This window comes from Bacillus sp. 0909A, from assembly GCF_036765115.1.
GTDB lineage: Bacteria > Bacillota > Bacilli > Bacillales > Bacillaceae > Bacillus > Bacillus mojavensis.
In genome coordinates, this window is the sequence record NZ_JBAIZU010000002.1 from 518,605 (window position 1) to 542,394 (window position 23,790).

The 23,790-nt window shown below is 43.5% G+C and carries 27 protein-coding genes and 1 pseudogene; 8 read left to right on the forward strand and 20 right to left on the reverse strand.

Features of this window, described 5'->3' with window-relative positions:
- Positions 1-3: 3 nt before the first annotated feature.
- From dppB to proG, 3 genes are all read right to left on the reverse strand, one after another.
- Complete coding sequence (dppB, locus tag V6D42_RS07895) at positions 4-930, reverse strand: dipeptide ABC transporter permease DppB (RefSeq protein ID WP_333512843.1); 927 nt, start codon at positions 928-930, stop codon at positions 4-6.
- 15 nt (positions 931-945) lie between these two features.
- Positions 946-1,770 (reverse strand): D-aminopeptidase DppA, encoded by an 825-nt coding sequence (dppA, locus tag V6D42_RS07900; protein WP_333512844.1) that lies wholly within the window; start codon positions 1,768-1,770, stop codon positions 946-948.
- 127 nt (positions 1,771-1,897) lie between these two features.
- On the reverse strand, positions 1,898-2,710 hold the full coding sequence (gene proG, locus V6D42_RS07905; RefSeq protein WP_333512845.1) for a pyrroline-5-carboxylate reductase ProG: 813 nt from the start codon (positions 2,708-2,710) through the stop codon (positions 1,898-1,900).
- A gap of 181 nt (positions 2,711-2,891) precedes the next feature.
- Between proG and htrA the strand changes: the two genes are divergently transcribed.
- Positions 2,892-4,262: a serine protease HtrA gene (gene htrA, locus V6D42_RS07910; RefSeq protein ID WP_333512846.1), complete on the forward strand. Its 1,371-nt coding sequence runs from the start codon at positions 2,892-2,894 to the stop codon at positions 4,260-4,262.
- Positions 4,263-4,416: 154 nt separating this feature from the next.
- The gene (locus tag V6D42_RS07915) at positions 4,417-4,593 is read left to right on the forward strand and encodes a hypothetical protein (protein WP_326197181.1); all 177 of its coding nucleotides are present in this window, start codon (positions 4,417-4,419) and stop codon (positions 4,591-4,593) included.
- A gap of 180 nt (positions 4,594-4,773) precedes the next feature.
- On the opposite strand, the gene V6D42_RS07920 is transcribed toward V6D42_RS07915, so the two are convergent.
- From V6D42_RS07920 to V6D42_RS07935, 3 genes are all read right to left on the reverse strand, one after another.
- The gene (locus V6D42_RS07920) at positions 4,774-5,745 is read right to left on the reverse strand and encodes a glycosyltransferase family 2 protein (protein WP_333512847.1); all 972 of its coding nucleotides are present in this window, start codon (positions 5,743-5,745) and stop codon (positions 4,774-4,776) included.
- 11 nt (positions 5,746-5,756) lie between these two features.
- Positions 5,757-7,904 carry a glycosyltransferase family 39 protein gene (locus tag V6D42_RS07925; RefSeq protein ID WP_333512848.1) on the reverse strand — a complete coding sequence of 716 codons (2,148 nt, stop codon included), beginning with the start codon at positions 7,902-7,904 and terminating at the stop codon, positions 5,757-5,759.
- 280 nt (positions 7,905-8,184) lie between these two features.
- Complete coding sequence (locus V6D42_RS07935) at positions 8,185-9,135, reverse strand: ring-cleaving dioxygenase (RefSeq protein ID WP_333512849.1); 951 nt, start codon at positions 9,133-9,135, stop codon at positions 8,185-8,187.
- A 394-nt stretch (positions 9,136-9,529) separates the two neighbouring features.
- Between V6D42_RS07935 and steT the strand changes: the two genes are divergently transcribed.
- The 6 genes from steT (at position 9,530) to spoIISC (ending at position 14,018) form a co-directional block, all read left to right on the forward strand.
- Positions 9,530-10,846, forward strand: a complete 1,317-nt coding sequence (steT, locus tag V6D42_RS07940) for a serine/threonine exchanger (protein WP_333512850.1) — start codon at positions 9,530-9,532, stop codon at positions 10,844-10,846.
- Positions 10,847-11,123: 277 nt separating this feature from the next.
- A complete protein-coding gene (locus V6D42_RS07945) occupies positions 11,124-11,741 on the forward strand; it encodes a DUF47 domain-containing protein (protein WP_010333926.1) in 618 nt (205 codons plus the stop codon).
- A 12-nt stretch (positions 11,742-11,753) separates the two neighbouring features.
- Positions 11,754-12,755, forward strand: a complete 1,002-nt coding sequence (locus V6D42_RS07950; RefSeq protein ID WP_333512851.1) for an inorganic phosphate transporter — start codon at positions 11,754-11,756, stop codon at positions 12,753-12,755.
- Positions 12,756-12,864: 109 nt separating this feature from the next.
- Complete coding sequence (locus tag V6D42_RS07955) at positions 12,865-13,611, forward strand: type II toxin-antitoxin system SpoIISA family toxin (protein ID WP_333512852.1); 747 nt, start codon at positions 12,865-12,867, stop codon at positions 13,609-13,611.
- A complete protein-coding gene (locus tag V6D42_RS07960) occupies positions 13,611-13,781 on the forward strand; it encodes a type II toxin-antitoxin system SpoIISB family antitoxin (RefSeq protein ID WP_010333922.1) in 171 nt (56 codons plus the stop codon). The genes V6D42_RS07955 and V6D42_RS07960 overlap by 1 nt, the downstream gene beginning before the upstream one ends.
- Before the next feature lie 84 nt (positions 13,782-13,865).
- The gene (gene spoIISC / locus V6D42_RS07965; protein ID WP_333512853.1) at positions 13,866-14,018 is read left to right on the forward strand and encodes a three component toxin-antitoxin-antitoxin system antitoxin SpoIISC; all 153 of its coding nucleotides are present in this window, start codon (positions 13,866-13,868) and stop codon (positions 14,016-14,018) included.
- Here the strand turns inward: spoIISC and V6D42_RS07970 are convergent.
- The 14 genes and pseudogenes from V6D42_RS07970 to V6D42_RS08040 all read right to left on the reverse strand — a co-directional run bounded on the left by V6D42_RS07970 (position 14,015) and on the right by V6D42_RS08040 (position 23,790).
- Positions 14,015-15,106, reverse strand: coding sequence for an acyltransferase family protein (locus V6D42_RS07970; protein WP_333512854.1), 1,092 nt, complete (start codon positions 15,104-15,106; stop codon positions 14,015-14,017). The genes spoIISC and V6D42_RS07970 overlap by 4 nt on opposite strands.
- 76 nt (positions 15,107-15,182) lie before the next feature.
- On the reverse strand, positions 15,183-16,079 hold the full coding sequence (locus V6D42_RS07975) for an N-acetylmuramoyl-L-alanine amidase (protein ID WP_333512855.1): 897 nt from the start codon (positions 16,077-16,079) through the stop codon (positions 15,183-15,185).
- Positions 16,080-16,091: 12 nt separating this feature from the next.
- A complete protein-coding gene (locus V6D42_RS07980; protein ID WP_010333919.1) occupies positions 16,092-16,355 on the reverse strand; it encodes a phage holin in 264 nt (87 codons plus the stop codon).
- Between the two features lie 11 nt (positions 16,356-16,366).
- Entirely contained in the window at positions 16,367-16,636 is a 270-nt protein-coding gene (locus V6D42_RS07985) for a hemolysin XhlA family protein (protein ID WP_059352787.1), read from the reverse strand.
- A 55-nt stretch (positions 16,637-16,691) separates the two neighbouring features.
- Positions 16,692-17,531, reverse strand: coding sequence for a phage-like element PBSX protein XepA (gene xepA / locus V6D42_RS07990; RefSeq protein WP_333512856.1), 840 nt, complete (start codon positions 17,529-17,531; stop codon positions 16,692-16,694).
- Between the two features lie 43 nt (positions 17,532-17,574).
- Positions 17,575-17,739, reverse strand: a complete 165-nt coding sequence (locus V6D42_RS07995; RefSeq protein WP_333512857.1) for an XkdX family protein — start codon at positions 17,737-17,739, stop codon at positions 17,575-17,577.
- Positions 17,736-18,065, reverse strand: coding sequence for an XkdW family protein (locus V6D42_RS08000; RefSeq protein WP_333512858.1), 330 nt, complete (start codon positions 18,063-18,065; stop codon positions 17,736-17,738). The genes V6D42_RS07995 and V6D42_RS08000 overlap by 4 nt, the downstream gene beginning before the upstream one ends.
- A gap of 1,862 nt (positions 18,066-19,927) precedes the next feature.
- Positions 19,928-20,191: pseudogene (locus V6D42_RS08010) on the reverse strand (terminase); the annotation flags it as partial.
- Between the two features lie 2 nt (positions 20,192-20,193).
- On the reverse strand, positions 20,194-20,466 hold the full coding sequence (locus V6D42_RS08015; protein WP_333512859.1) for a hypothetical protein: 273 nt from the start codon (positions 20,464-20,466) through the stop codon (positions 20,194-20,196).
- A complete protein-coding gene (locus V6D42_RS08020; RefSeq protein WP_333512860.1) occupies positions 20,463-21,041 on the reverse strand; it encodes a YmfQ family protein in 579 nt (192 codons plus the stop codon). The genes V6D42_RS08015 and V6D42_RS08020 overlap by 4 nt, the downstream gene beginning before the upstream one ends.
- Positions 21,025-22,071, reverse strand: coding sequence for a baseplate J/gp47 family protein (locus V6D42_RS08025; RefSeq protein ID WP_333513135.1), 1,047 nt, complete (start codon positions 22,069-22,071; stop codon positions 21,025-21,027). The genes V6D42_RS08020 and V6D42_RS08025 overlap by 17 nt, the downstream gene beginning before the upstream one ends.
- Complete coding sequence (locus tag V6D42_RS08030) at positions 22,064-22,489, reverse strand: DUF2634 domain-containing protein (RefSeq protein WP_326130602.1); 426 nt, start codon at positions 22,487-22,489, stop codon at positions 22,064-22,066. Before V6D42_RS08030 ends, V6D42_RS08025 begins: the two co-directional genes overlap by 8 nt.
- 57 nt (positions 22,490-22,546) lie before the next feature.
- Positions 22,547-22,813: a DUF2577 family protein gene (locus V6D42_RS08035; RefSeq protein WP_333512861.1), complete on the reverse strand. Its 267-nt coding sequence runs from the start codon at positions 22,811-22,813 to the stop codon at positions 22,547-22,549.
- Positions 22,813-23,790, reverse strand: coding sequence for an XkdQ/YqbQ family protein (locus V6D42_RS08040; protein WP_333512862.1), 978 nt, complete (start codon positions 23,788-23,790; stop codon positions 22,813-22,815). The genes V6D42_RS08035 and V6D42_RS08040 overlap by 1 nt, the downstream gene beginning before the upstream one ends.

Below are 23,790 nucleotides of genomic sequence, written 5' to 3' on the forward strand. Positions count from 1 at the left end.
GCTTCACCCTTTCTTATGCAGTTTAATGCGCGGGTCCAGCAGACCGTAGGCCAAGTCGACCAAAAACAGCATCACGATCAAAATGACGCTGTAAAAAACGGTCGTTCCCATAATCACGGGATAGTCCCGCTGATTAATGCTTTCGACAAAATATTTTCCCATTCCCGGAATGGCAAAGATTTTTTCAATAACAAAGCTTCCTGTTAAAATGCTGGCAACGAGTGTTCCCAGTACGGTAATGACGGGCATGAGCGCGTTTCTGAGTGCGTGTTTTACGATAATTTTGAGCGGAGACAGCCCTTTCGCTTTCGCTGTGCGGATATAATCCTGTGTCAGGACTTCGACCATGCTTGATCTTGTCAGCCTGGCGATAATCGCCATCGGTCCAACTGCAAGCGCTGCGGTCGGAAGCACCATATGGATCGGGCTCGTCCACGTAGCGGCGGGAAATAGTTTAAGATTGACGGCAAACTGCTGAATAAGCAACGTCGCCATAATAAAATTCGGGATGGAAATGCCGAGTACCGCGAGGCTCATCGCGGCGTAGTCCAAAAAGCCGTTGCGGCGTAGCGCGGCGGTTACGCCAAGTATCAGCCCTGAGATCACAGCAATGACAATCGCTGCCATCCCAAGTTCGAAGGAAACGGGAAATCCGCGTTCCAGCATATCATTTACACTGTCTGACGGTTTTTTAATAGAAGGGCCAAAATCGAATGTAATGATGGATTTTAGATAGATGGTGTATTGGATAATGAGAGGATCGTCTAAGTGATAGTAGGCTTCGAGATTTCTTTGAACCGCTTCATTTGTACCCCTCTCCTCATTAAAAGGAGATCCGGGAATGACCTTCATCAGAACAAAAGTCAGGGTGGTAATGACCAAAATCGTAGCTGCCATTGCCAAAAAACGCTTCATTATATATCTTGCCAAAGCCTTAACACCCCTTTAGCAGAATGATGTTCGCATCGCCAGTTCAGTCATGACAAGCATAGCCTGGTAGGCTTCAAGCATATCCTTCGCCTGAAATTGAACGGTTGTGGTTCCCATTTTGATTTCTGTACCCGGCATTAGATGAGCCCACTCAGCTTGGCCGTAATTGGCAAATTCAATGCTCAATACAGGCCTGTCAGGCGGTGTAAGCGGTTTAACTTTATCCTTGTTCTGCAGGGCATATGCGGTTTTTTCTGTCAGCAGCCGGCCGGCTTTCGCAGGCGACAGACATTTAACTGCAGATCTTGAAATCGTTTGTTTAACAGCAGCTGTCGTGACATTCGGGATGAGCTCTTCAGCTTCTTTGGCCGCCCGGTCATCACCGGCTACCATTAATACCGGGACATCGTAATAACCGGCAACGTAAGCATTTAATCCAAGCTCACCGACAGGCTGATCATTTATGTAAAAATGACGGACACCGAAAATCATGCTATGGGACATGACACCGGGAGTTGAAGCTCTTGCGTGATAACCGAGAAACAACGCGCCCGTGAAAGTATCATCCAGCCCCTGCACCATCGAAAATGGTTTAACATCACCGGAAACCAAATCTGCCTCCGGATGAAGCTTTTCAACCATCAGATTATTCATTTTCGAATGGCTGTCATTCACCAGCACCTCCGTACACCCGCTGTTAAACGCTTCGGTAATACAGTAGTTTGCTTCTTCGGTCATGATCAGCCGTCCACGTTCATAATTACGCTTGCCGGAATCAACAAAGGTATCATCCGGAAGACCTGAAATACCCTCCATATCTACTGACATGTACAGTTTCATAGCGCTCCTCCTTTTTTACTAAATTATGAATATTCTAACAGATTATATTAAAAAAAGAGGAAAAATGCAATATAGCTGGGAAAAATCACTAACGTTCAGATATAAAAAAGAATCCTCTTTCAAGGATTCATGTTTCTTTTGCTGCTTGTTCTGTCAGCTGCTCATATTTTTCGAGTGTTTTTTCAAATACTTGATCAAATACATTCGGCACGGAGGCACGTATCACCGCCGCTCCCTCTCCTGTAATTCCGCCTTTCGTTGCAACACGGTTCAGCGTCTCCTCAAAGGACATCTTCTTTTCAATCAGCAGCTTGCCTGTCCCATACAGTGAGTGTATCAGGAAATCAAAGGCTTCTTCTTTTGTCAGGCCGCTGTTTCTCACAGCCGACAGCGCTAATTCTTCAAACACTGCGGCGATGAAGCCCGGAGCAGAGCTCGTCAGATTACTGGCGGCATCCAAATTGGATTCTTTTATTTCTCGCACACTGCTGAAAGCCGATAACAGTTCATCCAAACGTTCTTTCTTCTGTGCCGCCAGTGCTTCACTGTGAACAACCAGTGAGATGCCGGCTTCTGTTTCAGATGTAATGGCCGGAATCACCCGTGATATTCCAGCTGCCGTTTCTAAAAGCCGCAGAGGCACACCAGCCGCAATGGATACAATATGAGTATTCCGGTTCACATACGGGTGCAGCCGGCGCACTGTTTCAATGACATGGAGCGGCGGGACACATATAAAGATCAACGCGCACTTTTCCGCCCATACCTCAAGCGGTTTTGCCGAAACGTTTGGATAGTCAGCGAGCAATGCCTGAAGCCGATCACCCTTAGTTCTTGTCTCAACATACAGCTCATTTTCCTCTATTTGTTTATGCTTCAGCAGCTGTCTGGCGATCATATCCGCCATGCTGCCATATCCAATCAATCCGATGGGTTCCATCGTTTCAGCCCTTTCATGTACAATATTCCTTATAAAGTGTACCGGTTTTCGCACTTTTTCACAATTTCCCATAAAGTTTTCATTTTTATCCCACAGTTTTTGTTTATGATAAAATCAAGTCATAAAACTGCCATTATTAAGATGTAATGAGTTGAAAATAGAGAGAAACGGAGTGAACATGATGGATAACTATCGTGACGAAAATAGAACAGAAGGACAAGAGAATGAGGTTTTTTTAACGAAAGAGAATGATCAAAACCCTTCTTACTCAGCCCGCAATGTGATTCATGATCAAGAGAAGAAAAAGCGCGGATTCGGATGGTTCAGGCCGCTGCTTGGCGGAGTCATCGGCGGAAGTCTTGCCCTTGGCATTTATACGTTCACACCGCTTGGCGACCACGATTCTCAGGATGCAGCGAAACAGACGTCCAGCCAGCAGCAAACTCAATCTGTTACAGCTAAAAGCACCTCCTCTGAATCAAGCAAAAGCTCAACGGACTCAAGCAGCTCATCTGCATTTAAGAGCGAGGATTCTTCTAAAATCTCAGATATGGTGGAAGATCTTTCACCGGCGATTGTGGGTATCACAAACCTTCAGGCTCAGTCAAACAGCTCTTTGTTTGGCTCCGGCTCTTCCGGTTCCAGCTCTGATTCTAGCGAAGATACAGAAAGCGGCTCAGGGTCGGGTGTCATTTTCAAAAAAGAGAACGGCAAGGCTTATATCATTACGAATAACCACGTTGTAGAAGGCGCAACTTCACTTAAAGTGTCTTTATACGACGGAACTGATGTGACAGCAAAGCTTGTAGGCAGTGACTCTTTAACAGATTTAGCCGTTCTTCAAATCAGTGATGACCACGTAACAAAGGTAGCAGACTTCGGTAATTCATCGGATCTCAGAACAGGCGAAACCGTTATTGCAATTGGAGATCCGCTCGGTAAAGACCTGTCTCGCACAGTAACACAAGGAATTGTAAGCGGCGTGGATAGAACAGTTTCAATGTCAACATCAGCCGGTCAAACAAGCATTAACGTGATTCAAACTGATGCCGCAATTAACCCGGGTAACAGCGGCGGTCCGTTGTTAAATACAGACGGCAAAATTATCGGCATTAACAGCATGAAAATCAGTGAAGATGATGTTGAGGGCATCGGATTTGCCATTCCAAGCAACGACGTCAAACCGATAGCTGAAGAATTGCTGTCTAAAGGGCAAATTGAACGTCCGTATATCGGTGTCAGCATGCTTGATTTGGAACAGGTGCCGCAAAACTATCAAGAAGGCACACTTGGCTTATTCGGCAGCCAGCTGAATAAAGGCGTATACATCCGTGAAGTCGCTTCAGGCTCCCCTGCTGCAAAGGCCGGGCTGAAAGCCGAAGATATTATCATCAGCTTAAAAGGCAAAAAAATCAACACAGGCAGCGAATTGCGCAATATCCTATACAAAGACGCAAATATCGGTGACACCGTTGAAGTGAAAATTCTCAGAAACGGCAAAGAGATGACGAAAAAAATCAAACTCGATCAAAAAGAAGAAACACCTTCTTAAGAAAAGCGCCTCAGGCCGCAAAAGCGGTCTGAGGCTTTTTATTAGACATAAGAACTATCTGCTCTATGAAACTTTCTACCGACACACCCGTATATGATATAGACTGATTTCATTCTAATCAGATGCTTGAAGCATTGTTTAGAGGAGGAATGACATGAAAACCATGGGATTGAGCATGATTTGCGCAGGATTGGCTTTTCTGATGCTGAGCTATCTCCTTCCTGCATCAACAGTGGCATGGGGAGTTACACTGGGGGCCAGTATTCTATTAAATATAACAGGTACGGCTGTGATCATGCGTTTCTTAAAAACCCCTCAATCTAACAGCTAAATTCAGCAACGCCTAAGTTGAAAGCTTTTAGGCGTTGCCGTTTTTATTTCAGCATGCCTGAACCGCAGTGCAAGCTCACAATCCCTTCTTCTCTCCCTCTCCCTTTCATATCAGCATCTTTTTACTTTGATCATCATACAGACATAAAAACCCCTGTCCGTAAAGGACAGGGGCTTCTGGTCAAGACATATGCTGGTCTCTATAGAGTCTTTTATTTTCAATCCCGTACGATTTCTGTACGATGTAAAGCGGCCGGTCTTTGGCTTCATCATAGATTCTGCCGATATATTCACCAATCATCCCCAGTATCAGAAGCACAATGCCGCTGAACAGGAGCTGGATGACAATAAGCGATGACCAGCCGGTAATGGTGCTGTCAGTGAACAGCTTCAAATACAGCACGATAAACATATACAGAAAACCTGCGCCTGACATTAAGACCCCGGCATAGCTTGCTAGCTTCAGCGGTTTATGTGAAAATGTCGTAATGCCGTCCATTGAAAGCTTCAGCATTTTCTTAAGCGGGTATTTCGTTTCTCCGGCAAGCCTTTCATCACGCACATACTCAACTGCCGTTTGTTTGAAGCCTACCCAGCTGACGAGGCCTCGGACAAAAGGATTTTTTTCCTTTAATTTTTTCATTTCATCACAGACTTTTCTGTCCATGAGACGGAAATCCCCGGTATCAATCGGGATATCAATATCTGTCATGCTGCTGAGAAGCCGGTAAAACATGGCCGCTGTCTGTTTTTTGAAAAAGGTTTCCCCTTTTCGTTTTGTCCGCACGGCGTATATGACCTCATAGCCTTCCTTCCACTTTTCAATCATGTCTAAAATTAACTCAGGAGGGTCCTGCAAATCGGCGTCAATAACGACGATTGCATTCCCCTGTGCATAATCCATTCCCGCCGTAATGGCGATCTGGTGTCCAAAATTCCTTGAAAAATCAATAATTTTCACTCTCGGATCGATCAGGCTGTGCTCTCTTAAAATCTCAATACTGCGGTCTTTGCTGCCATCGTTGACAAAAATCAGCTCGTAGTTTTCCTTCGTTTGATCCATGACCTCTTTTAAGCGCTGATAGGTTTCATGAATGACAAGCTCTTCATTATACACAGGTATCACAATTGAATATTGAATATGTCTGCTCATGTTTTTTCCTCCTATTCATCAGCATTTAGTTCGTATAATGTAGCTGACTGCTTCATTCCGCCAGGGCCGCCGCCCATTTTGCCGGTTTGGCCTGAAGCGTTGCTCTTGCTTGCCGTACCTGATGAATCAGTCTGATCAGAGCTTGACTGCCATTTATCAGAAGAAACTTTCTTGCCGTTTTCTTGAACCCATTCGACAATTTCATTGTTTCCGCCTTTCCCCATTCCTGAAGCCAAGAAGTATTTCACTTTTCCTTCTTTTACGAGCTTTTTAAATTGAGTCAGCGTGATGGCCGGGTCAGAACCGCTGAATCCGCCGATCGTCATGACGGCCTTTTTCGTTTTGATAATGTACGGAGCCGCTGTGTTTGAATCAGTTGTGGCGAATAAATATTCCGCTCCGGAGTTGTTTTCTACTAAATACTCAATCAATTTTTCATTTACACTCGACTCGTTCATTCCCATGCCTTTTCCGCTGCTTGAAGCAAGCTGCGGTCCTGTTTCAGGAAGAGAGCTGTTTCCTCCGTACAGGAGAGGTGTGCTTGCCCAATAAATCGGCATCACAAGCAATACGAGAAGACCTGCAAGTGATATATAATATGTGAGCGGTTTTTGGCGCTGTTTAAAAATCAGAAGAGCAATGGCAGATAACGCACCGATAACTCCTACGCCGATACTCCATCCAACACTGATTTGATCGTTGTAGTTTCTCAGAATAAACAATTCAAATCCCGTTGTGGCAACCATCGCCGCCGGCAAAAGCCAAGACTTCCAGCCTGTATGGCTTCGGTATAACTGAACGAGCGCAACCCACCCAGCTCCGACAAGTGCAGCAATCGGCGGCGCCAGCATAATGAGATAATAATGATGGAAAAATTCTGCTACACTGAAGAATCCGGCAATCGGCACAAGCCATGCAACCCAAAACACCGTCTCCTTCTGCTCAACAGATAATCTTCTTCTTTCTCTCGCGCCTGCAATCAGCAAGCCTGCCATTCCAAAAATCGCAAATGGCAGCAGCCAGCTGATTTGATCAGATAGTTCTTGTTGGAAGAGCCGAAGCGGGCCAGGTGTTCCCGTTCCGAACATTCCTGTACCTGATTGCATTTTCGATCCGCCTGAACCGCCCTTACCTCCGTCGCCGCCAGGTCCGCCATCTCCTCCGCCGTTTGGAGGGCCTCCTTGACCGCCGCTTGGCATTTCCCCATTGGATGGCGGTGCCGTCATATTGCCATTTGCAGATTTGTCATCGTTTGATGAGCTGCTGCTTGATGACTGATTAGGCGGTGCCTGAGCGTCAGATGAACTATTCTCCGAAGAAGGCATTTCTTTTGCTGCGTCTTTGCTTGACCCGCCCTGACCGCCGCCGTTATTTTGTCCTGTCAGCCGCTGAATTCCGTTGTATCCGAAAGCCAATTCCAAAACAGAGTTGGTCTGGCTGCTTCCGACATAAGGTCGTTTGCTGGCAGGGATATTGTCAACGATGAGCGGCCATGATAACGAAACTGCCGCTAATACGACTAATGCACTTCCTAGTGAAATGATTTTTTTCTTGATTGTGGTATTTGCCGCAATCAGGTAGAACAATAAGAAAGCCGGTAAAATCATATAAGCTTGAAGCATTTTTGTGTTGAAACCTGCACCAACTACGAAAAATGCTGCTAACAGCCAGATCAGCTTTCCTTTTCTGATGGCTTTAAAGAGAAGCCATGTAGCCAGCAATAAGAAAAATACCAGTAACGCATCAACATTATTTGTCCGGGCGACAGCCACCGCAATCGGTGTGCATGCCATGATGAAAGAGGCGATTCTTGCTGCCGTGTTACCGAATGTCGGTTTTATTAACAGATACATTAAAAGGACAGAACCTACACCAGCAAGTGCCTGAGGCAGGATGACGCTCCAGCCGTGCATACCGAATATAAGTGCGCTGATGGTTTGTATCTGGAACGTAATAGGCGGTTTATCAACCGTTATAAACCCCGCCGCGTCGAATGAGGCATAGAAAAAATTATGAAAGCTTTGCATCATACTTGTGACTGCAGCGGTGTAATAAGGATTCACCGTATCATCATTCCAGATGTTATAGATATTTAAGAATGCAGATGCGAGCAAAATGAGAATCAGGAAGATGTCCAGCTCGCGCTTTTTCTTTTCCACGTGTGTCTTCACTCCTTTTCGTCTAACCTTGAAATAGTGTAACAAGCAAATGTGAAAAAACTATTAATAAACAAAGGCAATAGTTTTGCCGAAAAAAATTCATACAATCTGTCCATAAAAACAAAGGGTTTTGAGTCTTTATCCTGTTTCAAACCTGATATTTTCTACCTAATCAGCATGCTGTTTATGTCAAAATTTAAGATAATGAAAAAAACACAGCCGTTTTTGAACAAAAAAAGCCTTCCGGTGACGCCGGAAGGCAAAGAATCACAATATATCGTTATTGAATCGGCTTCAGTCTTGCTTCGATTTCCTCTCTTCTATGCTCAAGATATGGCGGAAGAGCGATGGTTTGGCCAAGCTCATCAATTTCTTCATCAACCATAAAGCCCGGACCGTCTGTAGATAACTCAAACAGAATGCCGTTCGGTTCTCTGAAATACAGCGCCTTGAAATAGTAGCGCTCAACGATGCCTGAGTTGCTAAAGCCTTCCCGGCTGATGATGCGGTGCCATCCAGCAAGCTCTTCTTCGTCTCTCACGCGAAATGCGACATGATGGACACTTCCTTTTCCTTGGCGTTCACGCGGAAGATCATTTCTTTCAATTAAATGGATTTCTGTGGCCGCACCGCCTTCACCAGATTCTAAAATGACCGCTGTTCCCTGTCCTTCAACCGGCTCCCGGCTGATCTCTGTAAATCCAAGAATATTGGTTAATACGTGTAAGGTTGGTTCAGCGTATGGCACTGTCAGTTCAACAGGCCCTAACCCGCGAAATGAAAATTCTTCCGGAATGCCGCTTTGTTTAACAGGCAGACCATAACCTTTGCCTTTCTCATCAGCAGTCAGCACAAGGCGCTGTCCTTCATGATCTTCGAACGCCAATATGTCACGTCCGGCTCTTTGGGTGATACCGCTATGCACCACCTGATGCTCTTCAAAACGTTCTTTCCAGTAATGTAGCGCGTCTGTGCTTGGAACACGTAATCCAATCGAAGAAATACTGTTTGTTCCCGCATGAAACGGCGCAATGCGGGGAATCTCAAAAAACGTCAGTTCCGTTCCCGGATTTGCCACTTCATCTCCGTAGAATAGATGGTACATCGTCGGTTCATCTTGGTTTACGGATTTTTTGACAAGTTTTAATCCTAATACTTTACTATAGAAATCCAAGTTTTTTTGCGCGTCAGCTGTTAATGCGGACACGTGGTGAATGCCGTTGACTTTCATATGCTGTCCCTCCAGGTCAATTTATCTCGATTTCGAGATATTATATCAAAGATGTCTATTTATTTTCCTAATTACAAGATATTTTATTCACATACGAAAGTCAACATATCAGCTTTATCTGGGTCCGGGATCCTGCTAAGTCCCGCCGTCAGCCATTTATTGTGTTCATTCTCTACTTGAATACCTTTCGCAAAACACGAACTTTACAAAAGATTATACTCACCTTTATTCGTTTCAAGCGATAACAAATAGACATTTTCACAGATTTCACGAATGAAAATATAGCAATTATTGAAAATCAGAAAATTTATTTTATTTCAGTTTTCTAAAATAGGGTTTACAATATGAAAAATAGATTCTTCATCACGAAGCTTCATCATAGGAGGTTAAGGACATGCATAATGAAGAAAACGGTTTGAAAAAAGAGATAGGCCTCTTGTTTGCCCTTACTCTTGTTATTGGAACCATTATCGGTTCCGGCGTTTTTATGAAGCCCGGTGCTGTGCTCGCTTATTCAGGAGACTCAAAGACTGCGCTATTTGCGTGGCTGTTAGGCGGTATATTAACGCTGGCAGGCGGACTGACGATTGCAGAAATCGGTACACAGATTCCGAAAACAGGCGGACTTTACACGTACCTTGAAGAAGTTTACGGCGAGTTTTGGGGATTTTTATGCGGCTGGGTGCAGATCATTATTTACGGCCCGGCGATTATCGGTGCACTCGGTTTATATTTTGGCTCTTTAATGGCAAATCTTTTTGGCTGGGGTTCAGGACTATCAAAGGTAATCGGTATTATAGCAGTTATTTTTTTATGTGTGATTAATATTATCGGTACAAAATACGGCGGTTTTGTTCAAACACTGACTACGGTCGGAAAGCTGATTCCGATTGCCTGTATCATTATTTTCGGTCTTTGGAAAGGCGATCAGCATATCTTTACGGCAGTAAACGAAAGCATTTCTGATATGAATTTCGGGGCAGCTATTTTGGCTACATTGTTTGCTTATGACGGATGGATCCTGCTCGCGGCTCTCGGCGGAGAAATGAAAAATCCCGAAAAGCTGCTGCCACGCGCAATGACGGGCGGATTATTAATTGTAACAGCAATCTATATTTTCATTAACTTTGCATTGCTTCACATCCTGTCTGCAAACGAAATCGTCACACTTGGAGAAAATGCAACAAGCACTGCTGCCAACATGCTGTTCGGTTCAATCGGCGGAAAGCTGATCAGTATCGGAATTATTGTCAGCATCTTCGGCTGTTTAAACGGAAAGATTCTTTCTTTCCCGCGTGTGACCTTTGCAATGGCTGAACGAAAACAGCTGCCTTTTGCTGAGAGATTGTCCCGCGTGCACCCGACATTCCGCACACCATGGATTGCAATTTCTTTCCAAATTGCTGTAGCGATTATCCTGATGCTCATCAGCAACCCTGATAAGCTTTCTGAAATCTCTATTTTTATGATCTATATCTTTTACGTAATGGCCTTTTTTGCAGTATTTATTCTTCGGAAACAAACAAAGGGAAAAACGCGTGCTTACAGTGTTCCGCTTTACCCGTTCATGCCGATATTGGCGATCGCAGGTTCATTCTTTGTATTGGGAAGCACACTCATTACAGACACATTAAGCTGCGGTTTATCAATTCTCATCGGCCTAGCCGGACTCCCTTTGTATTTTTGGATGCAAAAACGAAAAGCCAGCTAAAAAAAAACGGTTCCCTTGTTTAGGGAATCGTTTTTTGGTGAATCAGAAGATAAATGTTGACAAAAAAAACACAACTTTTGATATACTTTTTACGTTAACCAGAAAGATTTTGCAAACTTGGTTCGTTTTTTTGAGATGAAGTAGGCCAAAATAAGGAGACACGTTTTACTGAAAAAGTCAAGCCGCGTTTTTTTCGACTTTTCCTGTTTTTTTTCGACAAAAGGCTATATAATAATTTGATGTGTGCATTGTTCATTCAAACTATGGAGGGTTTTTAATGATAAGAAGAAAAAAAGATAAGTTCTCACTCCTTTTAACAGAAATTGCAAAGAACATAGACGAAACTGCAGAATATTTTTTGAATTTTAAGGTCACTAACCAAACGACGCTTAAAGAGTTTGCAGATACGTTAAAGGAATATGAAACAAAAGGTGACAATCATGTTCATGTCATGATCAAAGAGCTTAACAAAGCATTCATCACTCCTATTGAGCGCGAGGATATCCTTCAGCTGACAAACAGCCTGGATGATGTGCTTGACGGAATCGAACATTTCTCTGCCATGATGGAGATTTTCTCAATTACTTCATCAGACGAGCATATCGATAAATTCAGCGGCTACATCAGAGAATGCGCGAAAGAAATTTTGATTACCATTGAGCTGCTGGCAGAAAACCGCTTAAAGGATATTCAGCCTCACGCGATCAAAATTAAAGAGTATGAGCACAGCTGTGACAACCTGCACAGAAAATCATTAAAGAATCTTTTCGGAAATGAAACAGATCCAATTAAAGTCATTCAATATCGTGAAATTTACGAAACGCTTGAGGAAATTGCTGATTCTTGCCAAAGTGTTGCCAATAATCTTGAAACCATCATTATGAAAAACGCGTAACGAGGGATAAAAATGGATATTCTATTTATATTAACGATACTAATTGTCATTTTTGCTCTGGCGTTTGATTTCATCAACGGGTTTCATGATACGGCGAACGCAATTGCGACTTCAGTATCAACAAAAGCGTTAAAACCGCGCCATGCCATTATAATGGCGGCAGTGATGAACTTTGTCGGAGCAATGACGTTTACAGGTGTTGCCAAAACCATAACGAAAGATATTGTAGACCCTTATACTTTGGAAAATGGCTCTGTTGTTATTTTGGCTGCTTTAATCGCAGCAATAGTGTGGAACCTGCTTACTTGGTATTACGGCATCCCAAGCAGCTCATCCCACGCCATCATCGGGGCGATTGCCGGTGCAGCCGTTGCGGCAGCCGGATTTACTGCGTTAAATTATAAGGGCTTCATTAAAATCATTGAGGCACTCATTTTATCACCAATTATTGCCTTTGTCCTTGGTTATATTCTTTACACCATCGTCAAGCTGATTTTCAAAGACAGCAATTTGGCGAAAACGAACAAGCAATTCCGCAGAGTGCAGATTATAACTGCTGCCCTGCAATCGTATACACACGGAACAAACGATGCGCAAAAAGCAATGGGAATTATCACAATGGCACTCATCACAGCAAATTTACATACTTCTGCTAATGATATTCCAACCTGGGTGCAATTCGCCTGCGCGACAGCCATGGGTCTCGGAACTTCAATCGGCGGATGGAAAATCATTAAAACCGTTGGCGGAAAAATCATGAAGATTCGTCCGGTTAACGGTGTATCCGCTGACTTAACCGGGGCAGCCATTATTTTCGGCGCCACATTTATTCATTTGCCGGTCAGTACAACCCACGTCATTTCTTCATCAATCCTTGGCGTCGGTGCATCACACCGGGTAAAAGGCGTAAACTGGGGCACAGCTAAGCGGATGCTCATTACATGGGTCATCACGCTTCCGATTTCAGCGACACTTGGTGCCATCGCCTACTTTATCTTAAATATGATTTTTTAATGTTTCACCGCTTCTGTCAAAGGAGCGGTTTTTTTGATGAAACAGGAAAACCAGCCGCATTTCTAGAATACAATAATCAGAACCTATTTCAGATGCGAGGGATTGATGTATGCTTTTATTCTTTCAAATCATGGTCTGGTGCACTATGGCCGCTTTAGGCTTTTACGTATACGCCACGTGGCGGTTCGAAGCGAAGGTCAAAGAAAAAATGTCCGCCATCCGAAAAACATGGTATTTGATGTTTGTTTTTGGTGCCATGATATACTGGACATATGATCCCTCTTCCCTGTTCACAGACTGGGAGCGGTATGTCATTGTCGCTGTCAGCTTTGCTTTAATTGACGCGTTTATCTTTTTGAGTGCTTATGTTAAAAAGCTGGCCGGCAGTGAACTGGAAACAGATACAAGAGAAATTCTCGAAGAAAACAACGAAATGCTCCACATGTATCTCGATCGGCTGAAAACATACCAATATCTATTGAAAAACGAACCGATTCATGTTTATTATGGAAGTATAGAAGCATATGCTCAAGGAATTGATAAACTGCTGAAAACCTATGCTGATAAAATGAATCTGACAGCCAGTCTTTGTCACTATTCGACACAGCCTGATAAAGACCGGTTAACAGAGCATATGGAGGATCCCGCTGACGTACAAACGAGGCTGGATCGAAAGGATGTCTATTACGACCAGTATGGGAAAGTAGTGCTCATTCCCTTTACAATCGAGACACAGAGCTATGTCATCAAACTGACGTCTGACAGCATTGTAACAGAATTTGATTATTTGCTTTTCACATCATTAACGAGCATATATGATTTGGTGCTGCCAATTGAGGAGGAAGGTGAAGGATAATGGAAAACGCGTTTCAAAACGGATGCCATCCACAGGCAAAGAAACCGTTCAAAATCCTGAAAAAACGTTCAACCACCAGTGTCGCAAGCTATCAAGTCAGTCCGCACACAGCAAGAATCTTCAAAGAAAACGAACGGCTGATTGATGAGTATAAACGAAAAAAAGCATGAACACACTAAAAGGACAAGGGAAAACAGCTCTTGTCCTTATTCCTTTTCTTAAGGGGCTACATATAATAAAACAAACAGAGGATAATGTCAGGTGATACAGTGAAAAAATTGGTGAGGCGTGTGAAGGTTATTGATTACGGGAGGTTTGGCTTTTCCGGGTATTCGCTTCGGGTGAGGGAGCGTAGTGCAATAATATTGAAACATCTAAAAAAACGCACAAAAAAAAGCGACATTTAAACAACATGTCGCTTTTTATATTCATTATTTTTATCTGTTTGATTAAAGAGACGTGCATAAATGATTTCTAAATATTTCATTGGATAGATTAGATATTTCACGATCCGGTTAAAAACACGCGATCCAAATAGATACGTTATTCCTAATGCCATCGTAAAACATAATATCAATCGGGTGTCAGGGCTTTGCTCATTTAGCCAGCTATTATGAGTAAATAGCGGGAAGACAAAGATCATATGAAATAAATAGATCGCAAGAGAGTTTTCTCCCCATTGGGTCAACTTATTTTTGCCGGCCCCAACTATATTCAATAACAAGAAAATGCCTAATACAGCTAAGGAATAATGAAAAAATACAATACCAGTATAGCTATGATTCTCTATATGGAACTTTTGATAGCCAAGGAAACCAAAAAACAGCTGATTAAATTTATCATGATGAAAATCTAATATAATGAATACCAATACAGAGATAGCTAAAGTTGAAAACAATTTAAACTTAAATTTTTCTAAAGAACTGTATATTTTCCCCATCAGATCTCTTGAACAATAAAAACCAGCCAGGAAAAATGGAAGGAAAACAAAAGTCCTTAATATAGAGAGCGTTTGCGTATGCATATTGCTATAATATATTTTGATCAATTCTATAAACTGATCTGCATAAAATCTGGAATAAAAACTTAACCCCAACAACAAGATCAGTAAAGCCAGCTTTAAGATTATTCTCCTATTTATTTTCTTTAAAATAATAGCCAACGTATACCAGCTACCGAGACTGACAATATACCATAAATGGGTATGCGGGCTGCCGTAAGTAAATTGAATGACAGAAAAATTACCTGCGTAGTAACGGTACACACAGTAAAAGGTTTGAAAAATAACATATAACAGAATGAGATTGATCACTTTTTTGATTGATGGCCTTTTGGAAAAATAACCATTTAAAAAAATAAAAGCAGGCATATGGAATGAATAAATGAATTCAATCATATTTTCCAACCCGCTTTTACTAACACCCAGCAGATGGGCAAATACAACCAAAAATATCAATACGCCTTTGACATTACTTAGTTTCATATCTTTTTGCATAGTATAACCACCCAAAATACAAATTCATCATATTCAGTATGGTTTTACTAACATGCATTGTCAATGTTTTCTTTTTCTACAAAACTAATAAAGCACTGATCTTTTCTTTCGTCGCAGGCCCGTAGATACCATCGGCGGTTAGACCGTTAACTGACTGAAAACGCGCAACGGCGTCCGCAGTTTTCGGCCCGTAAACGCCGTCAATTCCGTTGTTCACAGCTCCTTTATCAGGATAAAAGTAGAGAGCCGCCAGCGCTCGTTGCACCTGAAAGACGTGTTCGCCTGAGGTATATGGTGTTGTCAGTTGAATGATGCCGTCAGGGAGCGGATAGAGTTCTGGTTTTTCAACATTTGACGGGGCACTTACAATTAGCACTTGACCGACCTGAATAAAATTCGGATCTTCGATGTTGTTCCACTCTTGCAGCTGAGCTACAGTGACACCGAACGCTCTCGCTATGGATGTAAGTGTGTCACCTTGTTTCACGATATAAGTTTGGCTGCCGCTACCGCCAATCCCGTCTTTAAACGAGTCCCACGTATCCAACAGTTTGCGAGGGCATTCCTTCCCTGACCAATATTTGTGAGGCACGACGTTAGCGAGGCTGATAGCGTGTTCAGCCATCAATGTTTTGATCAGCCACTGGGCATTAGCAGTTGCTTTTGCAAAGTCGCCATCCGCATTTTCACAAATTTCAATCCCGATAGAAGCCCGGTTGCCGCTTCCGTTCCCGTCTCCTGCATGCCAGCCGTTTTCATTTAACGGCAGATGCTGATAAATCTCTGTATCATCAACTGTAAAATGCCAGCTTGTTGCCGTATCAGGGTTTTTCAAATAGCGGGCATGCGCTTGGGCATCGGCGCCTGTTGCCGTGTTCGCTGTATTGTGTACGGTAATATAAAGAGGTGTCATCGCGTAGCCTGGGCGGTTATTGGCACCGACCGGAATAAAGTCTTGAATAATGTTAACCATTTTCATCTCTCCTTATTTCGTCAGATTATTTTCCTTTAGCAAGTCGCGCTGTTTTTTCCCTTTTTCTGTTACATAGTTGTTTTTAAACCAAGCTGCTAGTGTTGTCCCAATTGTGAAGATCACTGATCCTGCTGAATACAGAGCATCTGCAAGCTGATTCACCTGCTCTTCCTGTATGTCCAATGGTGATTTGCCAAGCATCAGCATGCTCTGGTTGATGAGCGCAAGCAAAAGAAGCACCGTCCTAGTGACCGTGCCTTTATCATACGTTTTCATGATAATCCCCCTTAATGTTGCAGCAGGTTGTACATAATGGCGATGGCTCCACCGATAATTCCTGTGCACACTGCTGTAATGATGGCACCTGTAATGGTGCGTTTAATCCATGTTGTATTTTCATCAATTTTGTTTAATTTTTCGTTCAGCGTCATGATTTGCTGGTCTTGCCGGTCAGACACTCGTTCTAATGCGGAAACCCTCTGCTCCAGCGCTTTTTGTTCACCTTTTATGTCTGCTAAATCCTGCTGAAAGACATTAACATCTATGTCTTGCTGCATCATTTACTCCTCCTTTACATACGAATCACCTCCTTTCCGAGGCCAATTGCAATGGTTAAGAGACCGCGGTTCCTTTAATTGATAGACTCCCGCCGGTCATGCTGGCAATCTCCATCACGATCTCCTTAAAGCCTTTAATATCAAAGGACCAAGCCTCATCCTTGCCTAAGGTGCTGCAAGCGGCAGAAGCATCATCCGATTTCACACCTCTGATTGGAAGTTTCTGTCCTGACACAGATTTTCCCCAAAATTTCACCTCACTCTTTTCCGCTGTGCCGAATACTTCAACGAGTAAATGCGAGGCGCCTTCTACGGATAAGGCAGCACCTTCGCCAGCCGACTCGGCATTCTCATGAAAAACAAAATCAATTGTTTTGCCGGCCTCCACTTTCAAACGTCCGTCATCTGTCTGATTTTCCTTCAAATTAATTTGCAATGGTAGATTTTCATTTAAGCGCACGTCCATTTCGCCGGCACCGACTGATTGATATAACACAAACTCCGACTGCTGGAGATTTCCGTTCACATATCGGAAGCGGTAATAGCGTTTAGAAAGGTACACCCAGTCTGTAGCTGTCAGGACACCCGCTGCGACATTAACTGCTGCTGTCGTTGTCCAAACATTGTTATTGTCGCTTTCTTCTATAAAGAGCGTGCCTTCACGGTCTGCATACGCCCACCCCTTTACTTTAGAAATCAGAACTGCGCCAAGTCGGTCTTGTCCGAGCTGACTGTATGCCTCAGTGGCCTTTAGCGTGGCATTTGTTAAAATCTCCGCTACACCTGAGAGGTTCGAAACAGGTGTGACAAAATCGGTTTTCTCTCCTCTATACGGCTTCACAGCCCCAGCTTTTCCAGTCTTATCGAGAGGAAACTCATATTGATACTTGACCATTTTTATCCTCCTTTTCATGTAAAAACGAGCAAAATAAAAAAGCCTACATGGCTTTACCGGTAATTTCTTCATACTGGTCAGATGTGATCAGTTTTTTGTTCATGCCTTCTGCCAGATCCTCTATAGAACAATCTTTGAATTGTATGGCCTGCTTCACCATATCTGTCGTCGCCCAATCATAATGTAAGGCAAGCACCCAATAATTCATTCAGCACTCTCTCCTTTCAAAGATAATAATGAAAGCTTTATATCTGACAGCTCGCTCCCCAACGTTTTGTTCAGTTCTTCAAGCTGCTTGCGTGCCAGCTTTTCCTGCGACAATTCCTGAGCAAGTAGCTCCACCTGATCAGGCGGCTCGTACGGCGGGTTTTTTTGCAGCTCTTCCCACCAGGATTCGAGTTCTTTTTGTGTTGGGATTGGGGTGCGCAGGTTCCATTTTTCAATATAGGAACCATTTCCGTCATTCCGCAGCTCGAAATCCTTTCTTGGCACAGCGTCAGGGTATTTGTACATGATTGCGTCGTATAATATCATTTTTGTACCTCCTATCGTACAGGGTAATTTTGGCCACCTATTTCTGTTATATCAAAGTAGTTGTACCAACCTAAACTATCTGTGATATAGCGTTGTGTCTGCCCGTTATATCCGACATACAAATAAATCTCAATATAGTCTCCCTTGTTGACAGATACTGTAGCTGCACCATATAAACCTATATTAATGTTCGTATTATCTTCGGGACTCGAAGGGCTTATTCTATAATGCGCGATGTTTTTATATCTACTCCCATTTATATATATAGATGTTTCATAGTTTGCATATTCTAAATAATTTTCTATATATATACCAGCATTGACTAAATACATTCCGTCATTCGGTACAACAAAACGGTTGTTTGTAGTATCAAAGCAGTTATGGCTGTCTTTTATTTTCCTATTGAAATTAACTTTTTGAGACACGCCTTTTGTCAATAACTGTTTTCCAGTAGTACCAATATTCGCGTGAGCAAATCCAGAAATTTTCTGCCAAGCCGTCCATCCTGAATCTGCCCACCAATGGCGGATCCAAGAACCTGTGTTAGTAAAGTAGGAGCTAGATTCATTTCCAGTTCCATAAAAATACTGAGCAAATCGAACATTATTATGCTTTTCATTTTTTACAATTCCATAGGTAAGTGGGTATCCTGTTGTGTTATTGGCTCCTATGTCCATAAAAGTAATACCAGCTGGGTAATCATTTCCGCTTGTTCTCGCATCTTGGATTGCATTTGAGCCTGTAAGAACAGTTAATTTTTGATTGGTATAATTTGTGTCAACATAATTTTTTGCATCAGACAAAGCTTTATCCGCTTTAGCTTGAGCGCTGCTTTCAGTTTCAAGCTTGTTCCACCCTTGCCACGCAACATTACTTCCATCATAATAATTCGTAAAGACATTGTTTCTGTAATCAGTAGCAAAGACCCAACCAAACATACCTTTACCGTCTGTTGATTGGCTGGTCAAATGAAATACGCCTCTAATTGAAAATGGAGATGGAGCATTTACAGCTTTTCCATGTGCATAAAATGTGCCCATGCCTCTACCTTGATCAATTATTTTTTGAAGAATGTCCTCTCCTTCGTTTGCTGCAATGGACACCCCTCCTATATCGCTTGTTATTTTAGTAAGTTGAGCTCCATTCCATTTGCTTCTCTCAGCAGATGTAATGTGAATTACTGAATCCTTGGCATGGTTAGATACCTTTGCCTCTGCCCCAGCTGTTGTCTCTAATTCAATCCACTCGGACCAGTTTCCTCCTGATATCGTTTTCCGATATGTTTTATTAGCGTTATCAAAAGCGATAATCTGACCGTAATCCCCGGCAGCATTGATTGTCCATATGCCCCTGACCGAAGTACCTGGGCCATTTAACGTTTTTGACATCGAGGTGAAATGAACCATTCCAGTGTTCTTCGGAACAATTTCATGGAAATCATCTGTTTCGCTTAAGTTTATTTTTGCTTGACCGTTGTCTGCTGTTACTTTAAAAAGCTGGCTATTATTCCAATTGTCTTTTTCTGCTTGTGTAACGTGTATGTCCGACTTCCCCGCATGAACATTAACTTTCTCTTGTGCTCCTTCTGTATTCTCCAATTCAACCCAATCTGACCACTTATTATTAGCCAGCGATTTACGAAACGTTTTATTATCATTAGTCATTACTATTACGTGCCCATATGTTTTGCCCACACTACACGTCCAGAATCCTCGTCCTCCACTCGGTGGAGCATTAGCTGCTGATTTATCATATGAAAAATACGTCAATGTCGGGTAATTTTGAAGCTCAGTGTGAAAATCAGTCGTTAAGTTAAACATCGGCTGACCATTGTCATCAGATATTTTTGACAACTGCGCACGATTCCATTTCATTCTCTCATCTTCAGTAATATGCCGCACCTGATCTTGCTCATGTTCATCAAAATCCGTCTTGGACGCCTGCTGCACATTATCAACATTCCCCAGCCCGACTTGCGCCTTTGTTGTGTTGTGGGGGTTGTTCATGTCGTTTTTGTGAGCGCCCAGGTCTGTGTGGGCGTCTTTTATGCCTTTTTCCCAGCGGTTGACGTCATCTTCGTTAATGGGATCGTCCGGAAGCCAGTCGGTTTTTTCTTCGTATGCCATGTTTACACCACCTCAAAGGTAAATCTGAAATCAAGTGTTCTGTTTTCGCTGACGTCCAGGTCTGTTTTTCTTTCTGTAATGATGTTGCCCAGCTCGTCAAAAATTTGTACCGTTTCGATATGCTTGATGTCTTCCTCACGTTTTGTCAGAACGGTGACTGTCGCTCCGTCAATGGTGAGCTCCACTATTTCTGTTTCTTGGCCGTTAAGCAGCACGTGATGAATCCTGCTTTTCAGGTCGGCAGCTGTGCGTTCTCTGTATATGGTTGAAATCAAGTTAACACCACCTCATTATTGTTAAGGGTGACGGAATAACCGACCTTCAGCTCACTGGCTGTTCGGTATCTTCGGTGATTCAGGATGACTGTGTCCTTTATTTGGAGCGTCTCATTTAATCCGCCTCTGAGCGTATACGCCAGATGTGCCGGCTTCATGTTTTCCAATGCTTCGATCAGCTCATTCATGTGCTGGAGATCATCAATATTGATGTCCACATTAAAGCGGTATTCACCGGGCAGCAGGCGGACTTGTGCCGACGGTTTTTTTAAGAAACGATTCACCGCTTGCTCAATGGCCCGGTATGTGATTGGCGGAATGTTCGACATTTTTGAAATGAGCCTCAATCGCCTGATTTCGTCGGTGTCTCCCGATTCCCGCGGCACGTTTAATATCTTTTCCCAGCGGCTGAGCCCCCATGTTGCTGTTGGCACGAATAACTGGTCTGTCAGATCAAATATACTATTATTCTGCTGATCAAACTCAGGTGCTTCCGCTTTCAGCAGCTCCGACATTTCTTTAAGGCTGGTGAGAAACGGAGGCAGATAGGCTGTCATGTCATCTTGTTTGCTCAATGATCTTCACCTGCCTAAGCTTAGGAATTTCCACGTCACTCAGCACTAAATTTTCGGAGGTGCCGTTGATTTTAATATTGGAATAATCACTGACTGACGGCGAATTATAGACAATATTGTTAATTTGAGAAAGACGGATGACATTGTCTTCGAACGCCATTTTCTTAAAGAGATTTAAAACGCCCTTCTCAATTTCTGACTTCACTTCATCAATTGAGTGATTGATCTCTGGCAGCACCTCGGCAGAAATCTCAACGTCCTTCCAGACCGCGCTTTCCACTGTGACAACGGCTCCGATTGGCGCCTGCCCCTCGCCCTGACCGGGCTCAGGGTCAATATAGTCTTTCACTTTTTGAATTAAGATTTCAGAAGCCGGCTCAAGGTTGGCATTCGTGACGACAATTTTAACCGTCCCGTCTCCGTTCCAAAGCGGAAAGATCTTCGCCTTCCCTACTCCGTCCACTTCTTCAGCCCATTCTTTGTAATGCATTTTGTTAGCGCTGACAGCCTCGCGACGAACCCTCGTAAAATACCGTTCTCTTAAACTATCGTCTCCTTCTTCTTCACGCCCTGGAATTAGAATGTCTTTGACAATCGCTTTTTCCAATCCCGGGATAGTATCCAGTGACAACAGATTGCGTCCGGTCAAATTGGCGTTTCCTGCTTCTCCCGGCGTTTCACAGACCAGCGTCCCATCTCCTGTATATTGAAAATAAAGATTATCCACGTAGAAGCGGGAGCCTTCAGGAATTCTGACGCCAGCTGTGAACTCTCCTGCTCTCACTGCCTTTGTGGCAGCTGTCCGTTCAATCCCCGCTTCCGCAGCGCGCCGGTCCAAAAACTCTCCTTGCGCGGTATCAGAAAACACAAGCTCGAGCACGGTGTCCAGCCATATATACGACTTCGCAAGCTCGGCTGCCGCTGGGGCTAATGCGTTATAAATAACGCTGCCTTCTCTCGTGTCAATATCTGCGGAGATGCTATTCAGCATACGCTCCATTATCTCTTCAAAGGTCTGATTTTCAAACATCTGCACCTATCACCTCCTCAATCTCAAGCGATCCTTCATCTGTCTCGACTACAAAGGAAACATGAAACGCATCGCCTTGTTTTTCTATCTCAAAATCTGTTACAGCCGAAATCCGGTCATCATAAACAAGTGCCTCTTCTATGAGCCTTGGAATCTCCATTTTTTTGTAGGCATCAGTCGTCTCATGATCTGTAAGCACGTCCTGCAGCTCATTTCCGACATTATGGCTGTAAACTGAATACGCGTATCGTTCAGTTTGTAAGGCGATATACACGAACTGTCTGATCGCTTCAAGCCCGGTAATCAGCTCATTTGTAATTCTTCCGTTTTCAAAATCTATTTTGTATGTTTTAGAGGTTTCAATGACTTCGCTGTCATCTTCGATATCCTCAAACTCCACTTCTGGTGTCAGGGCCATGATGCCCACTCCTTTTTACAAGCTAAATAAAAACCCCTTCATGCCGAAGCGGTTTGTTTATACTTTATCTAAAATAAAAAACGATTGCCCGCCAGTCAGAGCCGCGGCCATGACGCGATCCCCCGGCTCGAGTGCATCGTTTCCTCCGGACTGCATCCGTTTTGGGATGATGAGGGCGTCAGCCGGTATAATCAGTTTGCTGTTTTCTTTTAATTTGATTTCAACAGGAGAAACCGTAACCACCTCAGCGGGGAGCAGCTCCACCGGAGATTCAGCATCAACCGCACCGACGGCCAAATGTTTGATGGCTTCACTCAGTCTCATCAGGAAACCCCTTCCGGCATTGTATTCTTTTCGACAACATCAATCGTCATTGTATGTTTCGTTCCTTTAAACTCATGCCGGTCTGTATCTACCCAATAGGTTTTTTTGATACCTGCCTCCGGAATGGATATATAGACAGGCAAGCCGCTCTGCACTTCTGGAATGCCGATGGCCTGAATATTTTTCAGTTCTTTTTTTACGCCCTTTTTTTCAGCAAGTCGTACGTCGGCCCTCTGCTGAAGCTGCGCCTGGTTAATTTCGTCTGTTACAGTCTCCGTATATTGAAGCACGCCGTATTTGTTTAAGCCTGAACTGTCCTTCGCAGACGCTTTATACGTTTTATTGTCCTTCTGACGGCGCAGCACGACTCGTGTAGCGGTATCATTTATAGACGTGCTGTATTGGTAGCCCGTAATATTGACTCCGGTTTCCAGCACCCATACCTCTGACGGATCTGGCCAAGCGCGCAGGCCGAGCTTTCCCTTTTCCGAATACAGCTGATAATTCCGTCCTGTCTGGCTTTTCGTCTGTTTCAACGCTTTTAAGATGATGTCATACAGGGTCGTATCATTTTTAATGACAAGGCTTTTGATCGTATGGCCTGTGTTCGCAATCGAGGCTGTCGGTATCTGAAAATCATTGGCAATCCTCCTGATCATCTGGTCAGCACGCTGGTTGGAAAACACGTACACATCCTGATTTTTGACCAGATATTGCAGCATATCGTAAGCACTGAAGGCAAGCGTATGTTCATCAGGCGTTCGGGCGAAGACGATCCCGCGGAAAAGCTCTTTTCCCTTCCACTTAAACAAGACGGTATCTCCTTCTGTGACGCTGTAATACGTTTGGTCGCCCTGTTTGATGACGATGGTCGCTTCTATGGAGCGCGGCGCCTGAAAACGGTGCCCCTCCAGCGATACGCTTTCCGCTACCAGCTCAAGCCATTCTGTATCTTTAATGACAAACAATTCTATCAT

Coding starts and splice junctions, on each gene's coding strand:
- V6D42_RS07945 (WP_010333926.1), top strand. CDS start 11,124: ATGATAAGAAGAAAAAAAGATAAGTTCTCACTCCTTTTAACAGAAATT.
- V6D42_RS07970 (WP_333512854.1), bottom strand. CDS start 15,106: ATGCAAAAAGATATGAAACTAAGTAATGTCAAAGGCGTATTGATATTT.
- V6D42_RS07995 (WP_333512857.1), bottom strand. CDS start 17,739: ATGAATTATTGGGTGCTTGCCTTACATTATGATTGGGCGACGACAGAT.
- V6D42_RS07985 (WP_059352787.1), bottom strand. CDS start 16,636: ATGCAGCAAGACATAGATGTTAATGTCTTTCAGCAGGATTTAGCAGAC.
- V6D42_RS07960 (WP_010333922.1), top strand. CDS start 13,611: ATGGAAAACGCGTTTCAAAACGGATGCCATCCACAGGCAAAGAAACCG.
- htrA (WP_333512846.1), top strand. CDS start 2,892: ATGGATAACTATCGTGACGAAAATAGAACAGAAGGACAAGAGAATGAG.
- V6D42_RS07955 (WP_333512852.1), top strand. CDS start 12,865: ATGCTTTTATTCTTTCAAATCATGGTCTGGTGCACTATGGCCGCTTTA.
- dppA (WP_333512844.1), bottom strand. CDS start 1,770: ATGAAACTGTACATGTCAGTAGATATGGAGGGTATTTCAGGTCTTCCG.
- proG (WP_333512845.1), bottom strand. CDS start 2,710: ATGGAACCCATCGGATTGATTGGATATGGCAGCATGGCGGATATGATC.
- steT (WP_333512850.1), top strand. CDS start 9,530: ATGCATAATGAAGAAAACGGTTTGAAAAAAGAGATAGGCCTCTTGTTT.
- V6D42_RS07935 (WP_333512849.1), bottom strand. CDS start 9,135: ATGAAAGTCAACGGCATTCACCACGTGTCCGCATTAACAGCTGACGCG.
- V6D42_RS07950 (WP_333512851.1), top strand. CDS start 11,754: ATGGATATTCTATTTATATTAACGATACTAATTGTCATTTTTGCTCTG.
- V6D42_RS07980 (WP_010333919.1), bottom strand. CDS start 16,355: ATGAAAACGTATGATAAAGGCACGGTCACTAGGACGGTGCTTCTTTTG.
- spoIISC (WP_333512853.1), top strand. CDS start 13,866: ATGTCAGGTGATACAGTGAAAAAATTGGTGAGGCGTGTGAAGGTTATT.
- V6D42_RS07915 (WP_326197181.1), top strand. CDS start 4,417: ATGAAAACCATGGGATTGAGCATGATTTGCGCAGGATTGGCTTTTCTG.
- V6D42_RS08000 (WP_333512858.1), bottom strand. CDS start 18,065: ATGATATTATACGACGCAATCATGTACAAATACCCTGACGCTGTGCCA.
- V6D42_RS08025 (WP_333513135.1), bottom strand. CDS start 22,071: ATGTTTGAAAATCAGACCTTTGAAGAGATAATGGAGCGTATGCTGAAT.
- V6D42_RS08030 (WP_326130602.1), bottom strand. CDS start 22,489: ATGGCCCTGACACCAGAAGTGGAGTTTGAGGATATCGAAGATGACAGC.
- V6D42_RS07920 (WP_333512847.1), bottom strand. CDS start 5,745: ATGAGCAGACATATTCAATATTCAATTGTGATACCTGTGTATAATGAA.
- V6D42_RS08040 (WP_333512862.1), bottom strand. CDS start 23,790: ATGATAGAATTGTTTGTCATTAAAGATACAGAATGGCTTGAGCTGGTA.
- V6D42_RS08035 (WP_333512861.1), bottom strand. CDS start 22,813: ATGAGACTGAGTGAAGCCATCAAACATTTGGCCGTCGGTGCGGTTGAT.
- V6D42_RS07975 (WP_333512855.1), bottom strand. CDS start 16,079: ATGGTTAACATTATTCAAGACTTTATTCCGGTCGGTGCCAATAACCGC.
- xepA (WP_333512856.1), bottom strand. CDS start 17,531: ATGGTCAAGTATCAATATGAGTTTCCTCTCGATAAGACTGGAAAAGCT.